This window comes from Kitasatospora sp. NPDC004240 (genome assembly GCF_053603215.1).
Genome location: NZ_JBSGFD010000011.1, coordinates 67,376 through 84,094, shown reverse-complemented (window position 1 = coordinate 84,094; position 16,719 = coordinate 67,376). Strand labels below are relative to the sequence as shown.

14 protein-coding genes and 1 pseudogene are annotated in these 16,719 nt (G+C 75.5%); 7 read left to right on the top strand and 8 right to left on the bottom strand.

The window, feature by feature from the left end:
• Positions 1–155: 155 nt before the first annotated feature.
• A complete protein-coding gene (locus tag ACWEQL_RS05460) occupies positions 156–962 on the bottom strand; it encodes a VOC family protein (RefSeq protein ID WP_452148843.1) in 807 nt (268 codons plus the stop codon).
• Positions 963–1,118: 156 nt separating this feature from the next.
• Between ACWEQL_RS05460 and ACWEQL_RS05455 the strand changes: the two genes are divergently transcribed.
• Entirely contained in the window at positions 1,119–1,979 is an 861-nt protein-coding gene (locus ACWEQL_RS05455) for a sulfurtransferase (protein ID WP_452148842.1), read from the top strand.
• Positions 1,980–2,053: 74 nt separating this feature from the next.
• Here ACWEQL_RS05455 and sepH read toward each other — a convergent pair whose 3' ends face one another.
• Positions 2,054–3,127: a septation protein SepH gene (gene sepH / locus ACWEQL_RS05450; RefSeq protein WP_452148841.1), complete on the bottom strand. Its 1,074-nt coding sequence runs from the start codon at positions 3,125–3,127 to the stop codon at positions 2,054–2,056.
• A 527-nt stretch (positions 3,128–3,654) separates the two neighbouring features.
• Here sepH and ACWEQL_RS05445 point away from each other — a divergent pair.
• On the top strand, positions 3,655–4,476 hold the full coding sequence (locus ACWEQL_RS05445; RefSeq protein ID WP_452148840.1) for a hypothetical protein: 822 nt from the start codon (positions 3,655–3,657) through the stop codon (positions 4,474–4,476).
• 83 nt (positions 4,477–4,559) lie between these two features.
• Here the strand turns inward: ACWEQL_RS05445 and ACWEQL_RS05440 are convergent, their stop codons facing one another.
• A complete protein-coding gene (locus ACWEQL_RS05440; protein ID WP_452148839.1) occupies positions 4,560–5,879 on the bottom strand; it encodes a D-arabinono-1,4-lactone oxidase in 1,320 nt (439 codons plus the stop codon).
• A 112-nt stretch (positions 5,880–5,991) separates the two neighbouring features.
• A complete protein-coding gene (locus ACWEQL_RS05435) occupies positions 5,992–6,735 on the bottom strand; it encodes a hypothetical protein (protein ID WP_452148838.1) in 744 nt (247 codons plus the stop codon).
• On the opposite strand from ACWEQL_RS05435, the gene ACWEQL_RS05430 reads away from it, so the two are divergent.
• The gene (locus ACWEQL_RS05430; protein ID WP_452148837.1) at positions 6,695–6,943 is read left to right on the top strand and encodes a hypothetical protein; all 249 of its coding nucleotides are present in this window, start codon (positions 6,695–6,697) and stop codon (positions 6,941–6,943) included. The genes ACWEQL_RS05435 and ACWEQL_RS05430 overlap by 41 nt on opposite strands.
• A 3-nt stretch (positions 6,944–6,946) precedes the next feature.
• Positions 6,947–7,633 carry an ABC transporter ATP-binding protein gene (locus tag ACWEQL_RS05425; protein ID WP_452148836.1) on the top strand — a complete coding sequence of 229 codons (687 nt, stop codon included), beginning with the start codon at positions 6,947–6,949 and terminating at the stop codon, positions 7,631–7,633.
• A gap of 43 nt (positions 7,634–7,676) precedes the next feature.
• On the opposite strand, the gene ACWEQL_RS05420 is transcribed toward ACWEQL_RS05425, so the two are convergent.
• On the bottom strand, positions 7,677–8,453 hold the full coding sequence (locus tag ACWEQL_RS05420; RefSeq protein ID WP_452148835.1) for an SDR family NAD(P)-dependent oxidoreductase: 777 nt from the start codon (positions 8,451–8,453) through the stop codon (positions 7,677–7,679).
• Between the two features lie 298 nt (positions 8,454–8,751).
• On the opposite strand from ACWEQL_RS05420, the gene ACWEQL_RS05415 reads away from it, so the two are divergent.
• From ACWEQL_RS05415 to ACWEQL_RS05405, 3 genes are all read left to right on the top strand, one after another.
• Positions 8,752–11,457, top strand: a complete 2,706-nt coding sequence (locus tag ACWEQL_RS05415; protein ID WP_452148834.1) for a nitrate- and nitrite sensing domain-containing protein — start codon at positions 8,752–8,754, stop codon at positions 11,455–11,457.
• Positions 11,454–11,900: a roadblock/LC7 domain-containing protein gene (locus tag ACWEQL_RS05410; protein WP_452148833.1), complete on the top strand. Its 447-nt coding sequence runs from the start codon at positions 11,454–11,456 to the stop codon at positions 11,898–11,900. Before ACWEQL_RS05415 ends, ACWEQL_RS05410 begins: the two co-directional genes overlap by 4 nt.
• Before the next feature lie 136 nt (positions 11,901–12,036).
• Positions 12,037–12,420, top strand: coding sequence for a DUF742 domain-containing protein (locus ACWEQL_RS05405; RefSeq protein ID WP_452148846.1), 384 nt, complete (start codon positions 12,037–12,039; stop codon positions 12,418–12,420).
• Between the two features lie 48 nt (positions 12,421–12,468).
• Here the strand turns inward: ACWEQL_RS05405 and ACWEQL_RS05400 are convergent, their stop codons facing one another.
• The 3 genes and pseudogenes from ACWEQL_RS05400 to ACWEQL_RS05390 form a co-directional block, all read right to left on the bottom strand.
• Complete coding sequence (locus tag ACWEQL_RS05400; RefSeq protein ID WP_452148832.1) at positions 12,469–13,284, bottom strand: leucyl/phenylalanyl-tRNA--protein transferase; 816 nt, start codon at positions 13,282–13,284, stop codon at positions 12,469–12,471.
• On the bottom strand, positions 13,281–16,448 hold the full coding sequence (locus ACWEQL_RS05395; protein WP_452148845.1) for an amino acid adenylation domain-containing protein: 3,168 nt from the start codon (positions 16,446–16,448) through the stop codon (positions 13,281–13,283). Before ACWEQL_RS05395 ends, ACWEQL_RS05400 begins: the two co-directional genes overlap by 4 nt.
• A 6-nt stretch (positions 16,449–16,454) precedes the next feature.
• Positions 16,455–16,580: pseudogene (locus ACWEQL_RS05390) on the bottom strand (MbtH family NRPS accessory protein); the annotation flags it as partial.
• Positions 16,581–16,719: the final 139 nt, after the last annotated feature.

Below are 16,719 nucleotides of genomic sequence, written 5' to 3'. Positions count from 1 at the left end.
CCTGCGCGATCTGGCACAACCGCACCACCGGCCAACCCGTCACCCGCTCATTGATCGCCTACGACCACTGACCGACTTCGGAACTACTCGTCTAGCCCGCTCCGGCCTCCCGGGCCCCGCTCCGGTCTCCTGGGCCGAGGCTCAGGTCTCAGGGCTCAGGACTCCAGGACGGCGAAGCGCCCGCCGCGCGGGTCGGCGAGCCTGGCCACCCGGCCGCGCGGGGTGTCGTACGGCGCGGCCAGCACCCGGCCGCCCAGCTCGACGGCCCGACGGGCGGTCAGTTCGACGTCGTGGACGGCGAAGTGGATCCGCCAGCGCGGCGGACGGCCGTGCGGCGCCTCGCCGGTGATGCCGGCGACCGGGCGTCCGTCCACGAGCAGCCCGTCCTGCCCGGCGCGGTCCTGCCCGGCGCCGTCCTGCCCTGGGCCGTTCTGCCCCGGGCCGCCGGGCCCGTCCGGACCGGCGGTGACCGGCAGGCCGAAGACCATGCCGTAGAAGGCGGCGGCCGACTCGGGCTCCGGGGTGAGCAGTTCGGTCCAGACGGGCTCGCCCGGCTCGCCGGAGGTCTCGTGGCCGAGGTGCTCCTCGCCCTGCCAGAGGCCGAACACCGCGCCGTCGAGGTCCGCGGCGATGGCGAGCCGTCCGGCCCGCTCGGCCTGCAGCGGGCCGACCGCCACCGTGCCCCCGCACTCGCGGACGCGCTGGGTGACCTGGTCGGCGTTGTCGACGGCGAAGTAGGTGGTCCACCGCACGGGGAAGCCGGGGACCGCGGCGACGCCGAGCCCGGCGACCGGTGCCCCGGCCAGCTCGGCCCGGACGTAGGCGCCGAGTTGGGCGGGCCCGGGGGTGTACGTCCACCCGAACAGTTCGCCGTAGAACGCGCGGGCGCCGGCCAGGTCGTCGGTCATCAGGCTGACCCAGCACGGTGTGCCCTGGGCCAGGCGGAGCTTCACCGCGGGCATGTGCGGGCCTCCTCACGGACGGTGGGCGCACGGTGGTGCGCACGTGAGGGTGATCGTTCCACCCCGGGGCGCGCCCAACCGTCCGGCCGCGCGGAAAGTCCGGCAAAGACCGCACAAAGAGGTCGACGGTGATGGCTCTGCGCGAGAATGACGGCCATGACCACCAACAACGTTGACTCGCCGCTGATCTCCGCGGCCGAGCTGCAGGGGGCGCTCGCCTCGGAGCACCCGCCGGTGCTGCTGGACGTGCGCTGGCAGCTCGGCGGCCCGCCCGGGATCGAGGACTACACCGCCGGCCACCTGCCGGGCGCGCACTTCGTCTCCCTGGACACCGATCTCGCCGCGCCGGCCGGTCCGCCCGGCCGGGGCGGTCGTCACCCGCTGCCGGACGTCGAGGAGTTCGGCGCCGCGCTGTGTCGCTTCGGGGTCTCGGCCGGCCGGCCGGTGGTGGTGTACGACGGCGCGACCTCGATGGCGGCGGCGCGGGCCTGGTGGCTGCTGCGCTGGGCCGGGCACGGTGACGTCCGGGTGCTGGACGGCGGCTTCGCGGCCTGGCGGGCGGCGGGTCTGCCGGTGACCACCGAGGTGCCGGCGGACGGGGACGGCGACTTCAAGCCGGTGCCGGGGCAGCTGCCGACGGTGGACGGGGACGGCGCCGCGGCGCTGGCCCGGACCGGGCTGCTGCTGGACGCCCGGGCGGGCGAGCGCTACCGGGGCGAGAGCGAGCCGATCGACCCGAAGGCCGGGCACATCCCGGGCGCGGTCTCCGCGCCGACCACCGAGAACGTCGGCCCGGACGGGCGGTTCCGGCCGGCCGGGGAGCTGGCCGAGCGCTTCCGGGCGCTGGGCGCGGGCGAGCGGGAGGTCGGGGTGTACTGCGGTTCGGGCGTGACGGCGGCGCACGAGATCCTGGCGCTGGAGGTGGCGGGGCTGCCGGCCACGCTGTACCCGGGCTCGTGGAGCGAGTGGTCGACCGACGGGAGCCGGCCGGTGGCGGTCACCGACCAGCCGGGCTGATCCCGGCCACCACCGGAACGACGAACGGCGGCGCGGAGGACCAGGGGTCTCCCGCGCCGCCGTCGGTCGTGACGCTATTCCTGCTTCTTGCGCCGGCTGCCGAAGACGATCTCGTCCCAGCTGGGCACGGTGGCCCGGCGCCCGGGCCGTACGCCGTCCGCCTCGGCCTGCCGGTCGGTGGTGCCGACCAGCCGCTCGCGGTGCGGGGCGACCGCCCGCGGCATCAGGATGTCCGCGTACGCGGAGCCCGCGCCGACGGCCGGGGCCGCCGCGGCGGCCTCCTCCGCCTCCTCGGTGACCACCTCGGCGGCGGGCAGCGGCTCGATCGGGGCCGGGGCGAGGTCACCGCGGAAGGCGGGGACGACGTCCAGCAGGCTGGTCAGCGAGTCCCGGGACTCGGCCGTGGCCTCGCGGGACTCGCGGACCTCCCGTGCCGACATGATGCGGTCGGCGGAGGGCCGTTCGATCATCGGGCGCGGCGGACGCTCCTGGGGGAGCCGGGCGATGCGCGGGATGAACGGGAAGACCGACTCCTCCTCGCGCTCGACGTTCTCGCCGATCAGCGCGCGGGCCTCGTCGTCGTTCGGCTGGACCAGGCGCCGGGGCGGGTCGTACGTCCAGGACGCGCTGCGGCCCTCGCCGTCGGCGCGGTAGGAGAGGATGACCTCCCAGGTGCCGTCGTCGCGCCGCCAGGAGTCCCAGCGCTCGGTGTCCTTCTCGGCGCCGCGCAGCGCGAGCCGCTCGGAGACGGCCTCGCCGAGCTGGGGGCCGGTGGACTCGCCGTGCCGGCGGATCGCGGTCTTGCGGGCCCGCTCGGCCATGAAGGCGCGCTCGGCGAGCACCGGGCCCTCGAAGCGGCGGACGCGGTCGACGGAGATGCCGGCGGCCTGGGCGACCTCCTCGGCGGAGGCACCGGCTCGTATCCGCGCCTGGATGTCCCGGGGGCGGAGGTGGCTCTCGACCTCGATCTCGATCTGGCCGAGGCGCGGCCGGTCGCCGCGGATGGCGGCGCGCAGCCGCTCGTCGATGGGGAGGGTGTACTCCGTGCTGTCGGCAGCCTTGAGCACCAGCCGTGTGCCGTCGTTGCTGACGGCCACAACCCGCAGTTCGGGCACGGTTACCTCCCGGGTGGTGCCTGCCGACGTCACCTGCGTCGCTGCTCCCGTACTGAGTGTGGCCTGCCCGCTCGCGACTGGCCACAACCTTGCTGAGTTCCCCGGCGTGTCGGGCTTACGCCCGGGCACGCCGCTGTGGCACGGTTGCCTTTTTGCCACGTCATCCGTCGACGTCGCGCCTGGGTGTCCCGGCCGTCCTCGCACGTGGAGTGAAGCGACGATCCGGGACGGGCGTCGCCGTGCGTGCCCGGTCCGTGGCTCTTCGTCAGGCTGCCTGTTGATGGGCAGTCGACAAGTCGACCCAGGGGTCGGGCTTTACGAACAGTACTCCATTCGTGGCATCCGAAGGGGCGGCTCGCCGCTCAAGTCTCCCGCGATTCACGGGAATCTCAAGAGAGCGCACCCCCAATGGCCGACCGTTGGTCGGCGCACGGTGATCATCTTCACATATATCGATGACGGAGAACCGGATTTTCGCCCCTTGTGTCCTTCTTTGGGCAGGATGGAGTGACTTGTTCGAGTCCGGAACCTCGAACAGTCGTACCGACCGAGGGAAGTCGATGCCGGAACGGAAGACCGACGGGGAGAGCGGCGGGGAAGGTCGCGGGCGAATCGATCTGAGTGCGGCTCAGGTCGCGGCGAGTGCGCTGGCCACCGTGGTGGGGGCGCTGCTCGCCTCCGAACTCGGCGTCTACGGAACCATACTGGGCGCGGCCGTGGTGAGTGTCGGTGCGACGGTGGGCGGTGCGGTGTTCCAGCACATATTCCGGCGCACCGGTGAACAGTTGCGCGACGCGGTGGACCGGGGCCCCGCCCGGAGCGTGGACGAACTGCGCCGGGTGCCGTCCGGGCCGCCGTCCGGCTGGAACGAACCCCGGGTGCTGCGGGCGCGCCGGCGGTGGACCTGGAAGTCGTACGTCGTGGTGTCGGCCCTGGTGTTCGCGCTGGGGACGGTGCCGATCCTCGCCTTCGAGCTGGCGACCGGTCAGCCGGTGTCGGCCACGGTGAAGGGGGAGAGCGGCAGCGGGACCTCGCTGGGCGGGACGGTGGGTCCGAAGCGGTCCGGCACCCCGGGTGACGGACCGTCGGCGACGACCGTGCCGACGACGGCCGGCGCCCCGGGCGGCGCCTCGCCCTCGCCCCGGCCCGAGCGGGCCGAGAGCCCGGGCGCGACCCCGGGCGCGGAGAAGGAGAAGGGGGAGGGCGGCGGTACGTCCTCGCCGAGCGCGCCCGCCCCCTCGCCGTCCGCGACCTCCGCCTCCCCGACCGGGTCACCCACCTCGGTGCCCCCGTCGGCCGGCGCGAGCGGGACGGACGGGGCCCGGGACCCGGGTACGGCCGGCGCCGTGCCCGTACCGACCGCCGCCCCGGACGGCCCCTGACCCGGACGGGCCCTGACCCGGGCGGGCCCTGAGCCGGGCGGGCCCTGAGCCGGACAGTCCCTGACCGGGGCGGGCCGGGCGGGTCAGGCCCCCAGCACCCGGCGCAGGTGGTCGTTGCCGAAGACGCGCTGCGGGTCGACCTCGTCGCGCACCGCCGTGAAGTCGGCGAAGCGCGGGTAGACCCCGGCGAGGTAGCCGGAGTCGCGGGTGTGCAGCTTGCCCCAGTGCGGGCGGCCGCGGTGGGCGGTCATCAGCTTCTCGACCTCGGTGAAGTAACCCTGCTCGGCGGTGCCCCGGTAGAGGTGCACGGCGATGTAGGCGCTGTCGCGGCCGTGCGCGGTGGAGAGCCAGAGGTCGTCGGCGGGGGCGAAGCGCACCTCCACGGGGAAGCTGATCCGCCAGTCGGAGCGCTCGACCATCGCCTTGAGCCCGCGCAGCACCTCGGCGACCTCCTCGCGCGGCACGGCGTACTCCATCTCGATGAAGCGCACCTTGCGGGGGCTGGTGAACACCTTGTGGGCGGTGTCGGTGTAGCTGCGGTCCGACCATGCGCGGCTGGCGAGCGAGGCGATGGTGGGGACGGCGGCGGGGAAGCGGCGGCCGACCCGGCAGGCGCCCTCCCAGACGGTGTTGGAGAGGAAGTCGTCCTCCAGCCAGCCCTTGAAGCGGGGCAGCGGGGCGGCCGGCCCCTGGCTGCGGTTGTTGCGCTTGGTGGAGCAGCGGTCGGTGTGCGGGAACCAGTAGAACTCGAAGTGCTCGTTGACGGCGGTCAGCTCGTCGAGCCGGTCCAGCACCTCGTCGAAGCCCATCGGCTGCTCGTGCGCGGTGAGCAGGAAGGCCGGTTCGACGGCGAAGGTGAGCGCGGTGATCACGCCGAGCGCCCCGAGGCCGAGCCGGGCGGCCTCGAACAGCCGGGGGTGCTCGGTGGCGGAGCAGCGCCGCAGGGTGCCGTCGGCGAGGACGATCTCCAGGCCCCGGATCTGGGCGGCGAGCGAACCGGAGTCGCGCCCGGTGCCGTGGGTGCCGGTGGAGGTGGCGCCGGCGACGGTCTGCACCTCGATGTCGCCCATGTTGGTGAGCGAGAGCCCGGCCGCGGCGAGCAGCCGGTTGAGCCGGGCGAGCGGGAGGCCGGACTCCACGGTGACGGTGCCGTTCTCGCGGTCGACCCCGCGGACGGCGGTCAGGTTGTACGGGCGGACCAGGACGGCGTCGTCGGCGGCGGCGATGGCGGTGAAGGAGTGGCCGGAGCCGACGGCCTTCACCCGGCGGCCGGCCGCGGTGGCGCGCCCGATCTCCTTGGCCAGTTCCTCCGCCGTCCCGGGGGTGACCGCCCTGGAGGGCCGGGCGCTCTGGTTGCCGGCCCAGTTGGTCCAGCGGGGGAGTGCGGTACTGGCCTGGGGCATGCGGTGCCTCCTGCTCCGTGGCCGAACGGGTCGGCTCGCGCTCGGGGGACGAGCGGCGCCACCCGCCGCCCTACCCGCGGGTAGTGCCACGGGTAGGGCGAGACTAGTCAGTTCACCGTTCCAGGTCCACGGTCCGTCCGGCGGGTTCGGCCTCGTCGGGAGCCGCCGCGCCGGCCCGCAGGCGGTGCAGTCCGGCCAGCGCGACGAACACCCCGAAGGCCCCGGCCACCAGCGGCACCCAGTAGCCGGCCGCGGCGCCGAAGGCGTCGACCACCCAGCCCCCGAGGGAGGAGCCGAGGGCGACGCCGATGGCGAGCCCGGTGGTGGTCCAGGCCATGCCCTCGGTCAGCAGGGCGGGCGGCACGAGCCGCTCGACCAGGGCCATCGCGGAGATCAGGGTGGGGGAGATGGCGACGCCGGCCACCAGGAGGGCGGCGCCGGCGGCCAGCAGGCCGCCCATGCCGCTCACGGTCGAGGCCACGAGCAGGACGGGCACCATGCTGAGCGCCATCATCAGCACCCCGAGGAAGAACCGGTTGGCCAGTGACCCCTTCGGCCTGAGGGCGCCGTAGACGATGCCGGCCAGGCCCGAGCCGAGCGCCCAGACGGCGAGGACGAGGCTGGCCAGCCCCTTGTGGCCCTGGGCGTCGGCGAAGGCGACGGTGACGATCTCGACCGAGCCGAAGATCGCGCCGGTGGCGATGAAGGTGAACACCAGGACGATCAGGCCGCCGTTGAGGATGGCGCTGTCACCGTCGCGGGCCGCGTCCGGGTGGACCGGGGGCTCGGTGCGGCGCTGGGCGGTGAACAGGACGATGCCGACGGCGAGCGCGACGCCGGCGGCCGGGCTGGACACCGCGCAGACGGCCCGCCTGGTGACCGTGCTGCGCGAGCTGGCCGGGCGGGGCATGGCGCTGCTGCTGGTGGAGCACGACGCCGAGCTGGTCGCCGAACTCGCCGACACCGTCTACGCGATGGCCGACGGCCGGGTGGTGGCCGCCGGTCCGGCGGCCCGGGTGCTGGCGGACCGGCGGGTGGCCGCGGCCTGGGGTTCGGGTGGGTGACCGATGCCGCCCGAGGCCCGGCTGCTCGCCGCCCGCGTCCGTTACGGCCCGCTGGAGGCCCTGCACGGCGTCGACCTGGACTTCCCCCGGGGCGCGGTGACCGTCCTGCTGGGCCGCAACGGCTCGGGCCGCACCACCGTGCTGCACGCCCTGGCCGGGGTGGTACGGCTGTCGGACGGCCGGGTGCTGCGGGGCGGGCGGGACGTCACGGCGGTGCCGGTGCACCGGCGGGTGCGGGAGGGGCTGGCGCTGGTGCCGGCGGAGCGGGCGGTGTTCGGCTCGCTGACCGTCGCCGAGCACCTGGACCTCGATCCGGGGCAGGCCCGGCACCGGGCCGAGGTGCTGGCGCTGTTCCCCGAGCTGGCCGCGCTGCTGCCCCGCCGGGCCGGCACGCTCTCCGGCGGCCAGCAGCAACTGGTGGCGCTGGGGCGGGCGTTGGCCGACCGTCCGGGGCTGCTCCTGCTGGACGAGCCGGACCGCGGCCTGGCCCCGGCCGTCACCGCCCGGTTGCACGCCCACCTGCTGGAGGCGGCGGCCGCCGGGCGCCTGTCGGTGGTGCTCTCCGCGCAGACCCTGCCGAGGACGCTGGCCGGGGCCGCCGTGGTGCACGTGCTGCACCGGGGCGAGGTCGGGTTCACCGGGGAGCCGGCCGAGACGCCCGAGCCCTTCGCCGCCCGTCGGCACCACTGACCGCACCCGCCGACAGCCCACCGGCCGCCACCGGCCGGGCGCCTCACTGGGCCAGGTAGCCGCCGTCCACCGGCAGGACGGCGCCGGTGATGAAGGAGGCCTCGTCGGAGGCCAGGAAGAGGACCGCCGCGGCGACCTCGGAGGGCGCGCCCAGCCGCCGCATCGGGTGCAGCCGCTCGATGGCCTCCAGGTACTCCGGGCCGCCCGGTTCGTCGCGCAGCCGGCGGACCCGTTCGGTGGTGATGGTGCCGGGGGCGACGGCGTTGACCCGGATCCCCCGGTCGGCCCATTCGACGGCGAGGTGCTTGGTCAGGCCCGAGGCGACGAACTTGGCCGGCCCGTACACCGCCTGACCGCGCTGGCCGGCCTCGCCGGAGATGGAGGAGACGCAGACGATCGAGCCGCCGCCGGCGCCGCCCCCGCTCATCGCCTCGATCGCGTACTTGCAGGTGAGGAACATGCCGCGGCCGTCGACGGCCATCACCTGGTCCCAGTCGTCCGACTCGGCCTCGGTGATCTCCATCAGCGGGATCACCCCGGCGTTGGCGACCAGGACGTCGATGCGGCCGTGCCGTTCGACGGCGGCGCGGATCATCCGACGGGCGTCCTCGGCCCGCGAGACGTCGCCGACCACCGTGCTGACGGCGTCCGGGAGTTCACCGGCGAGCCGGCTCAGGCCCTCGGCGTCGATGTCGGTGGCGACGACCGCCGCGCCCTCGTGGGCGAAGAGCTCGGCCACCGCCCGGCCGATCCCGCTCGCCGCGCCGGTGACCACGCAGACCTTGCCCGCCAACCGTCCATGACCTGGTGAGGAGTCCATGGACGGGCACTCTACCGACCTACCGTCAGTATGCCTGGGAACACGCCGAGTTGGCCGGAGCCGGGCACCTCGGACGCGGCGCCGCGGGGCGTGTTCACCCAGCCGAAATGATCCGCACAACATCCGCACATCGCCGGACGCCCCGAACGCGGCCCCGCCCACCTGCGTCGATGGGTGATCACGAAATCCGGCAAAGCGCACTTCGTCGACCAACCATTAACGGGAGTATGACGTGATGTTAAGACCGTGTGTGCATACCGTCCGGACGACGAACTGCCTTTCACTCCTCACACACGGTATGACTAGTATCGCTTCGTCCAAAGCTCGTGCCCCCGGACGGCGCGGCCCCCACCCCGGGCCGGCCTCCTGTCCCAAGGAGTCAGCTCTGCGCGCGCGTGCGAATCGGCGCTCCCCCACGCCGAAGGACCCCCGCAGGCGTCCACGCCTGTCCCTCCGGACGGCCCTGCTCGCCCTCGCCGTCGTCCCCGCCCTGGCCCTCGCCGCCCTCTGGACGGTGACCGGCGGCCGGGACCTCCTGGATCTGCGCACCCGGTCCGACCAGGGACGTTTCGCCCAGCAGGCCGAGCAGCCCGCCGAGGAACTGCGGCGCCGGCTCCAGGAGGAGCGCCGGCTCAGCGCCGAGGCCCTCGCCCGGCCCGGGGCCGCCGCCACCGAGGCGCTGCGCCGCCGCCGGCAGTCCGCCGACGAGGCCGTCCACGCCTTCCAGGCCCTGACGGACGGCTCCGGCGCCGAGGCGCGCGCCGCGCTCGCCGACACCCGCCGGGCCCTGGGCCGCCTCACCGAGCAGCGCACCGCCGTGGACCGCGCCACGGCCGACCAGCAGACGGTGTTCGCCTACTACACCGAGCTGATCGCCCTCGACCTGCGCCTGCTGGCGGCGCTGCGCGACACCGGGGACGGCGCGACCGTCCCCGGCGCCGGGATCCTGGCCGACGCCCGCTGGGCCGCGGAACAACTCGCCCGCGAGGACGCCCTGCTGGCCCGCGGCTGGCCCGCCGGACGGCTGGCCGCGGCCGACCTCCAGCAGGTGCAGCAGGCCATCGGCGCCCAGCAGCACCTGCTGGACGCACGGGTGGCGCCGGCACTGCCCGCCGGGGAGGCCGCCGACTGGCGGCGCCTGCTCGACTCACCCGCCTGGCAGGCGAAGAGCGCCGTCGAGCAGGCACTGCTGCGTCCGGCCGCACCCGAACCGAACGGCACCGTCCGGCTGCCGGCCGCCCAGGACCAGTGGCGCCAGGCCCTCGACCAGCTCGACCCGGCCCTGACCAGGGCGCTCACCAGCCGCGCCGAGGCGGTCGGCGCGGCCGACGACCGCGCGGTGCGGGCCCTGCTCACCCGGATCGCGATCACCGCCGCGGTCACCCTGGCCACCCTGCTCACCGTCCTGCTGACCGGCTGGCGGCTGACCCGCTCACTGCGCCTGCGGATCCTCGAACTCCACGGCCGGGCGGAGGAGTTGGAGCGCTCGCTGCCCGAGCTGGTGGAACGGCTGGAACGCGGCGAACCGGTCGACACCGGGGACGCCGCGACGGGCGGCACGGCCCGCCCCCGCGGCGACGAACTCGACCGGCTCGGCCGGGCCCTGGACCTCGCCCGGGCCACCGCCCTGCGGACCGCCGCCCGGCAGGCCGAGCAGCACCGCGGCTTCGCCCTCCTGCTCCAGCGGATCGCCCGCCGCACCCAGCTGCTCATCGGCCAACAGCTGCGCCGCCTGGACGAGTTGGAGCGCAAGCACGAGGACCCGGAGGTCCTGGAGGGACTCTTCGACCTGGACCACCTCACCGCCCGGCTGCGCCGCTACGAGGAGAACCTGGTCATCCTGGCCGGCGGCCAGCCGCAGCGGCGCTGGCGCAAGCCCGTCCCGCTGCTGGACGTGCTGCGCGCCGCGCAGGGCGAGGTACAGGACTACCGGCGGATCATGCTGGACGTGGAGGGCCACCCCTGGGTGACCGGCCCGGCGGTCGGCCCGGTCGCCCACGTCATCGCCGAACTGATGGAGAACGCGGCCTGCTTCTCCCGCCCGCCGACCCCGGTGGACGTCCGGGCGGCCATGGTCGGCCGCGGCCTCGCGGTCGAGATCGAGGACCGCGGCCTCGGCATGGACCCCGAGCAGTACGAGGCGGCCAACGAGCTGATGCGCGATCCCCCGGGCACGGACGTGCTGGCCCGGGTGGACGACATCCGGCTGGGCCTCGCGGTGGTCGCCCGGCTGGCCGCCGACACCGGGCTCAAGGTGGACTTCCGGCCCTCGGCCTTCGGCGGGACCAGGGTGGTGGTGCTGCTCCCCGAGGAGCTGGTGATCGACGGGGACGCCGGCCTGCCCGGCCCCGCCCCGGCGGCCCCGCTCCCCCACGCGGCCCGCCGCCACCGCGCACCGGCGCCCGAAGGGGCGCGTCCGGCGGGGCCCGAGCCCGTACCGGAGCCGCCCGCCACCCCGTCCCGGGCCACCGCCCCACCGGTCACGACCACCCCGTCGGCCGCACCCGCCCCTCCTGTCGCATCCGTCGCATCCGTGTCACCCGTCACCCCCGCCCCGGTGTACACCGAGCACACCCGGTACGCCGACCACGAGCCGGTCGAGTACCTGGAGCCGATGGAGCCCGGCCAGCCGCTGCGGCACGACCAGGCCGCCCCGGACGCCCCCGTCTACCCGGACATCGCCTACGCCCGGGTGACCCACCTCGACCCCCCGGACGACACCCCGCGCGTCCAGGCGCGGCAGCAGCCCCGGCCCGGGACCGACCCGGGCGCGGCCCCCTGGCCCGCCGGACCCGAGCACGCCGGCGGGCAGCCCGTCCGGCACGCCGCCCGGCACGCGGCCGGCCCCGGCCGGCCCGAGCCCGCCGTCCGCCGCTCGGGCGCCGCCATCGGCGCCTTCCAGCGCCGCTCCCGCGAGGCCCGCGGCCTCCCCACCCCCGATCCGCACGGACCGGACCCGCACGGACCGGACCCCCTCACGCCTAGGACGGATGACCAGCCATGACGCACGCGAGCCCCACCCACCAGGACCTGGACTGGCTGCTGGACGGACTCGTCGAGTCCGTCCCCGGGGCCAGGAACGCCGTGCTGCTCTCCGACGACGGCCTGGTCCTCAGCCACTCCCGCGCCATCGAGCGGGCCGACGCCGAGCGGCTGGCCGCGATCGCCACCGGCCAGCAGAGCCTGGCCCGGGGTGCCGGGCTGCTGTTCCAGGGCGGCCCGGTGCACCAGGTGATCGTGGAGCTGGCCGAGATCTGGCTGTTCGTGATCACCGCCGCGCAGGGCAGCCAGCTGGCGGTGGTGGCCGACCAGGAGGTGGACGCCGAGCTGATGGCGACGGCCATGCACGGCCTGGTGCGCCAGGTGGGCCGGCGGATGGCCGCGGCGCCCCGCGCCGAGTTCGACGTCTTCGCCGCCCGGGGCTCGCTGAGCACCGGGCGGGGCTGATCACCCCGTGGGCCCGCACGGCACCCCCGACCCGCACCGGCCCGCGGACCCGCACCGGTCCGGCGGCGGTCACCGGCCCGGCGGCCCGCACTGGAGCGAGGTCGCCGAGGAGGACGAGGAGGACGCCGCCGGCGCGCTGGTGCGCCCGTACACCGTGACCCGGGGCCGGACCGCGCCCGGGTGCGCCGACCTCACCCTGATCACCGTGCTGACCACGGTCGAGGGGACGGCCGGCCCCGCGCCCGCCCCGGATCCCCGGGAGGGCCACCGGGCGCGCGGCGGGCCGTACGGGCTGCAGCCGGAGCACCGGCTGATCCTGGAGCGCTGCCGCCACCCGGCCGCCGTCGCCGAGGTGGCGGCGGAGCTGAACCTGCCGGTCTCGGTCACCCGGATCCTGCTCTCGGACCTGGTCTCCCAGGGCCTGCTGCTGGCCCGTCCGCCGGTCCCGGTGGCCCATGACGACGGCCGGGTGGACCTCGGACTGCTGGCGGCCGTCCGCGAGGGGCTGCGCCGGCTGTGACCGCCCGGCCCCGCCCCCGGGCCCCCGGGATGCCCGGGGGCGGGGGGCTCATCGGCGGGCGCGGGTCCCCAGCCGCCGGACCGGCTCGGCGCGGTCGGGCAGCGGCCCCAGCTCGGCGGGTTCGGCGAGCACGGCCAGGTAGCGGGAGCGGGGCATCGGGACGGCCCCCAGGCTGCGGACGTGCGGGCCGTCCCACTGGGCGTCCAGCAGGCGCCCGCCGGCGGCGGCGAAGCGGCGGGCCAGGTCGGCGACGGCGACCCGGGCGGCGTCGGAGCGGCGGTGGAACATCGAGTCCAGGCTGAGCACCGGCCCGGCGCTCACCCCGAAGACCCCACCGATCAGCTCCTCGCCGTCCCACACCTCGGCGCTGTGGGCCGCCCCGCGCCGGTGCAGTTCGTTCAGGGCCTCGCGTAACTCAGCTGTCAGCCAGTGCTGTTCGCGCCCGTCCGCGCAGGCGCCGACCACCCGGTCGAAGGCCCGGTCGGCGGTGGTCCACCACTCCAGCCGGTTGCGCAGCCGCCGGGCGAGGTGGTGTCCCAGGCGGACGCCGCCCGGGGCGATCACCGGCCGGGGGTCCGGGGACCACCAGGCGAGCGCATAGGGGTCGTACTCCTCGTCCGGGTCGCCGGGGTCGGAGGTCCCGTGGGGGTCCGCGGGCCCCGGCAGCACGGCGGCGTCGGCGTAGCGGGCCTCGTTGAAGGCGCTCTGGTACGCGTCGGCGGCGGGCAGCGGGAACAGCCCGTGCCGGTAGGCGGCGTGGAGCACGTCGGGCCCGAGGCCGGCCCCGAAGGCCACCGGCCCGTCCCCGGACGCCCCGGCGAGCGCCAGTCGGGCGAACACCTCACCCCGGTCGGTCCCGGTCATCGGCGCGCTCCCCGGGGTGCGGTGACGAAGCCGGACTCGACCAGCCGGCGCAGGTAGAGGTCGAGCAGCTCGTCGTCCACGGCCGGCAGGTCGACGCCGCTGCCGGTGAGCGCCCGTTCGGTGTTGGAGCGGTCGAAGAGCGGGAAGGTCGGGCGGAAGTACATCTCGCTGATGGACAGTTCGGTGCCCGGGCAGCGGTCGACGAACAGCGGCACGAACGGTGTGATCGGGTGCGTGGGGTACCGCGCGGCGAACCTGACCAGCCCCTGCACCCATTCCTGGTACGGGAGTTCGGTGACCGGGTAGCCGCCGCTCCGCAGCCGTGCGGCGAGGTCGGCGAGGACGGCGGGGCGCGGGCTGGTCACGTGGTAGACCTCCCCGGCGGCCGGCGCGTGGGCGGCGATGTGGGCGACCGCCCGGCTGAACCGGTCGGCGGGCACGAAGTCCAGCAGCAGCCGCACGTCGGGGCAGGTCCCGGACTCCGCCATGTACTTGATGAGCGCGCAGATCTCGGTGCCGGTGTTCATCACGCCGGTGGTGAGGTCCCCGGTGACGTCGTTGGTGCGCAGCACGGTCACCGGCAGTCCGGCGAGGGCCGCGTTGTGCAGCAGCAGTTCGGCGACCCACTTGCTCTCCACGTAGCCGACCGAGAGCTTCTCCGGGTGGGCGAGCGGCGTGCGCTCGCTGACCTCGCTGACCCCGGCCGGCCCGAAGCCGGCCAGCACGGCGAGGCTGGACAGGTAGTGGACGGGTATCCCGCGGGAGTGCCCGGCGAGCCGGACGATCTCGCGGGTGCCGGCCACGTTGGCGGCGCGCAGCTGGTGGTACGGGTAGATGAAGTTGACCTGGCCGCCGAGGTGGAAGACGGCGTCCAGGGTGGCGGCCAGCGCCTCGAAGCGGCGCTGGGTCAGGCCGAGGAGGGGTTCGGTGAGGTCGCCGACCAGCGGCATCACCCGGGCGTCCGCCAGGTCGTGGCGCAGGAAGCGCTGCTGGGCGGCGCGGATGCGTTCGAGCGCGTGCTCCTCGTCGGGCGAGCGGACCAGGCAGTGGATCCGGGCACGGGTGGTGTGCAGCAGGGTGTGCAGCAGGTGGGCGCCGCAGAAGCCGGTGGCACCGGTGAGCAGGATCTCGGCCGGATCGGCCCGCGAGGGGGCCGGGCTCCAGGAGAGCCGGACCGGGGTGCCGAGCTCGGCCTCGGCCTGCCAGTCGGTGGCGGCGGCGTTCTCGCCGGTGCCGCCGGTGCGCAGCCGGTGGGCGCGGGCGCTGCGGGTGGCGATGGCGAAGGCCCGCAGGGTGGCGTCGCGCAGCAGGGAGCGGGTGAGGAAGCGGATCCGGGTGACGTCGATGCCGAACATGATCCGGGCGCGGGCCAGCATCTCCATGGCGAGCAGGGAGTCGCCGCCGAGCAGGAAGAAGTCGTCGGCGGGTCCGACCTGCTCGACGCCGAGCAGTTCGGACCAGAGCTGGGCGATGCCGCCCTCCACGGCGCCGTTGCCGTCGCCGGCGGACGGGTCCGCGGTGGCGGGCGTCGTGCCCTCGGAGGTCTCGGGGACCCTGGTCCCGGCGCCCCCGCGGGCGGCCCGGCGCTGGAGCTGCGGGGGCTCGCCCGGCAGCCGGCGCCGGTCGATCTTGCCCGCGGCGGTCAGCGGCATCCGGTCGAGCAGCACGAACTCACCGGGCACCATGAAGTCCGGCAGCCGTTCGGCGAGGTACTCCCGGATGCCCGAGCGCCGGGCCCGCGCCCCCGAGCCGGGCCGGTCGATGAGCGTGTAGTAGGCGGTGAGCACCCGCTCGCCGTCCTCGTTGCCGTCGGCGGCGATCCGGGCGTCGGCGGCGACCCGGGCGAGCCGGACGTCGGGGTGGCCGGCCAGCACGGCCTCGATCTCGGTCGGGTCGACCCGGAACCCTCGCACCTTCACCTGGTCGTCGAAGCGGCCGAGGATCTCCAGGTTGCCGTCCGAGCGCCAGCGGCCGGCGTCCCCGGTGCGGTACATCCGCTCGCCGGGCACGGCGGCGTACGGGTCGGGCAGGAACGTTTCCGCGGTGAGCACGGGTGCCCGCCAGTAGCCCCGGGCCAGGCCCGGCCCGCCCAGGTAGATCTCCCCCTTCTCCCCCGGCCGTACCGGGCACAGCCGCCGGTCCAGCAGGTGCAGCCGCACCCCCGGCAGCGGCCGGCCGATCGGCACCGGGGAGCCCTGCGCCGCGACCAGCTCCGGGGTGAGCTCGCAGAGCGTGGAGGTGACGGCCGCCTCGGTGACCCCGTACGCGTTGAGCAGCCGCACCCCGGGCAGCCGGGCCAGGCAGGCGCGGGCGTCGTCGGCGTGCACGGTGTCCCCGCCGACGATCAGCAGCCGCAGCCCGGGCGGCGGCGGGGCGCCCTCGGGCAGCAGGGCGAGCACGTGGTGCCAGTAGGCGGGCGTGAGGTCGGCGACGGTCAGTCCGAGCGCCGGCATCCGGTGCACCAGCTCGGTGGGCGCCCAGGTCCGGCCGCCGCCGAGCACCAGGGTGGCGCCGCTCAGCAGCGTCGCGAAGACCTGCTCCAGCGAGGTGTCGAAGCCCAGCGCGGCCATCTGCAGCACCCGGTCACGCGCGGTGAGCCCGTACACGTCGATCACCCGGGAGAGGGTGAAGACCAGGGAGCGGTGGGTGACCGGGACGCCCTTGGGGATGCCGGTGGTGCCCGAGGTGTAGATCAGGTACGCCAGCGCGTCCGGGCCCGCCAGGTCGGCGGGGGCCGGGCGGCCCTGCCCCTCGGTGACGCGCACCGGATGGGCGAAGCGGCGGGCCGAGGCCTGGCAGGTGACCACGACCTCGGCCCCGCAGTCCTCGACCAGCTGGGTCAGCCGGCGGTCCGGGTGCGCCGGGTCCAGCGGCAGGAAAGCCCCGCCGGCCTTGAGGACGGCCAGCCAGGCCACCGCGAGGTCCGAGCGGCGCTCCAGACAGACCGGGACCACCCGCTCCGGGCCGGTCCCGGCGTCACGGAGGACGGCCGCGAGCCCGTCGCTGCGGGCGTCCAGCTCGCGGTAGCTCAGCTCGCCGTCCTCGGCGATCACCGCCAGCGCGTACGGATCGTGCGCCGCCCGCGCCCGGAACAGTCCGTGCACGGTGTCGGCGAAACCCGCTCCCCCGGCGCCGGCGCCCGGCCCGGTCCAGGCCCGGTCCACGAAATCCCGGCACTCCTCGCGCGGGGCGGGTCCGAACACAGCACGCCAGCCGACCGGAACGGTGGGCCCGTCCGGCCAGATCGCATACTGACCGTCTTCGTTGCACAGCACGGAACGGCGCCCGGAATCCATGTCCCCGGCGACACCCCGCGCCCTCTCTGCTGCTTCGTCCACCGGCTTGACCTCGTGCTGTGGCGGCAGAATGCTGGGAGTGCGGCAATTCCGACTATACGCACCCGGCCGGGCTTCCGAATCCCGAGTGAACGGCCGG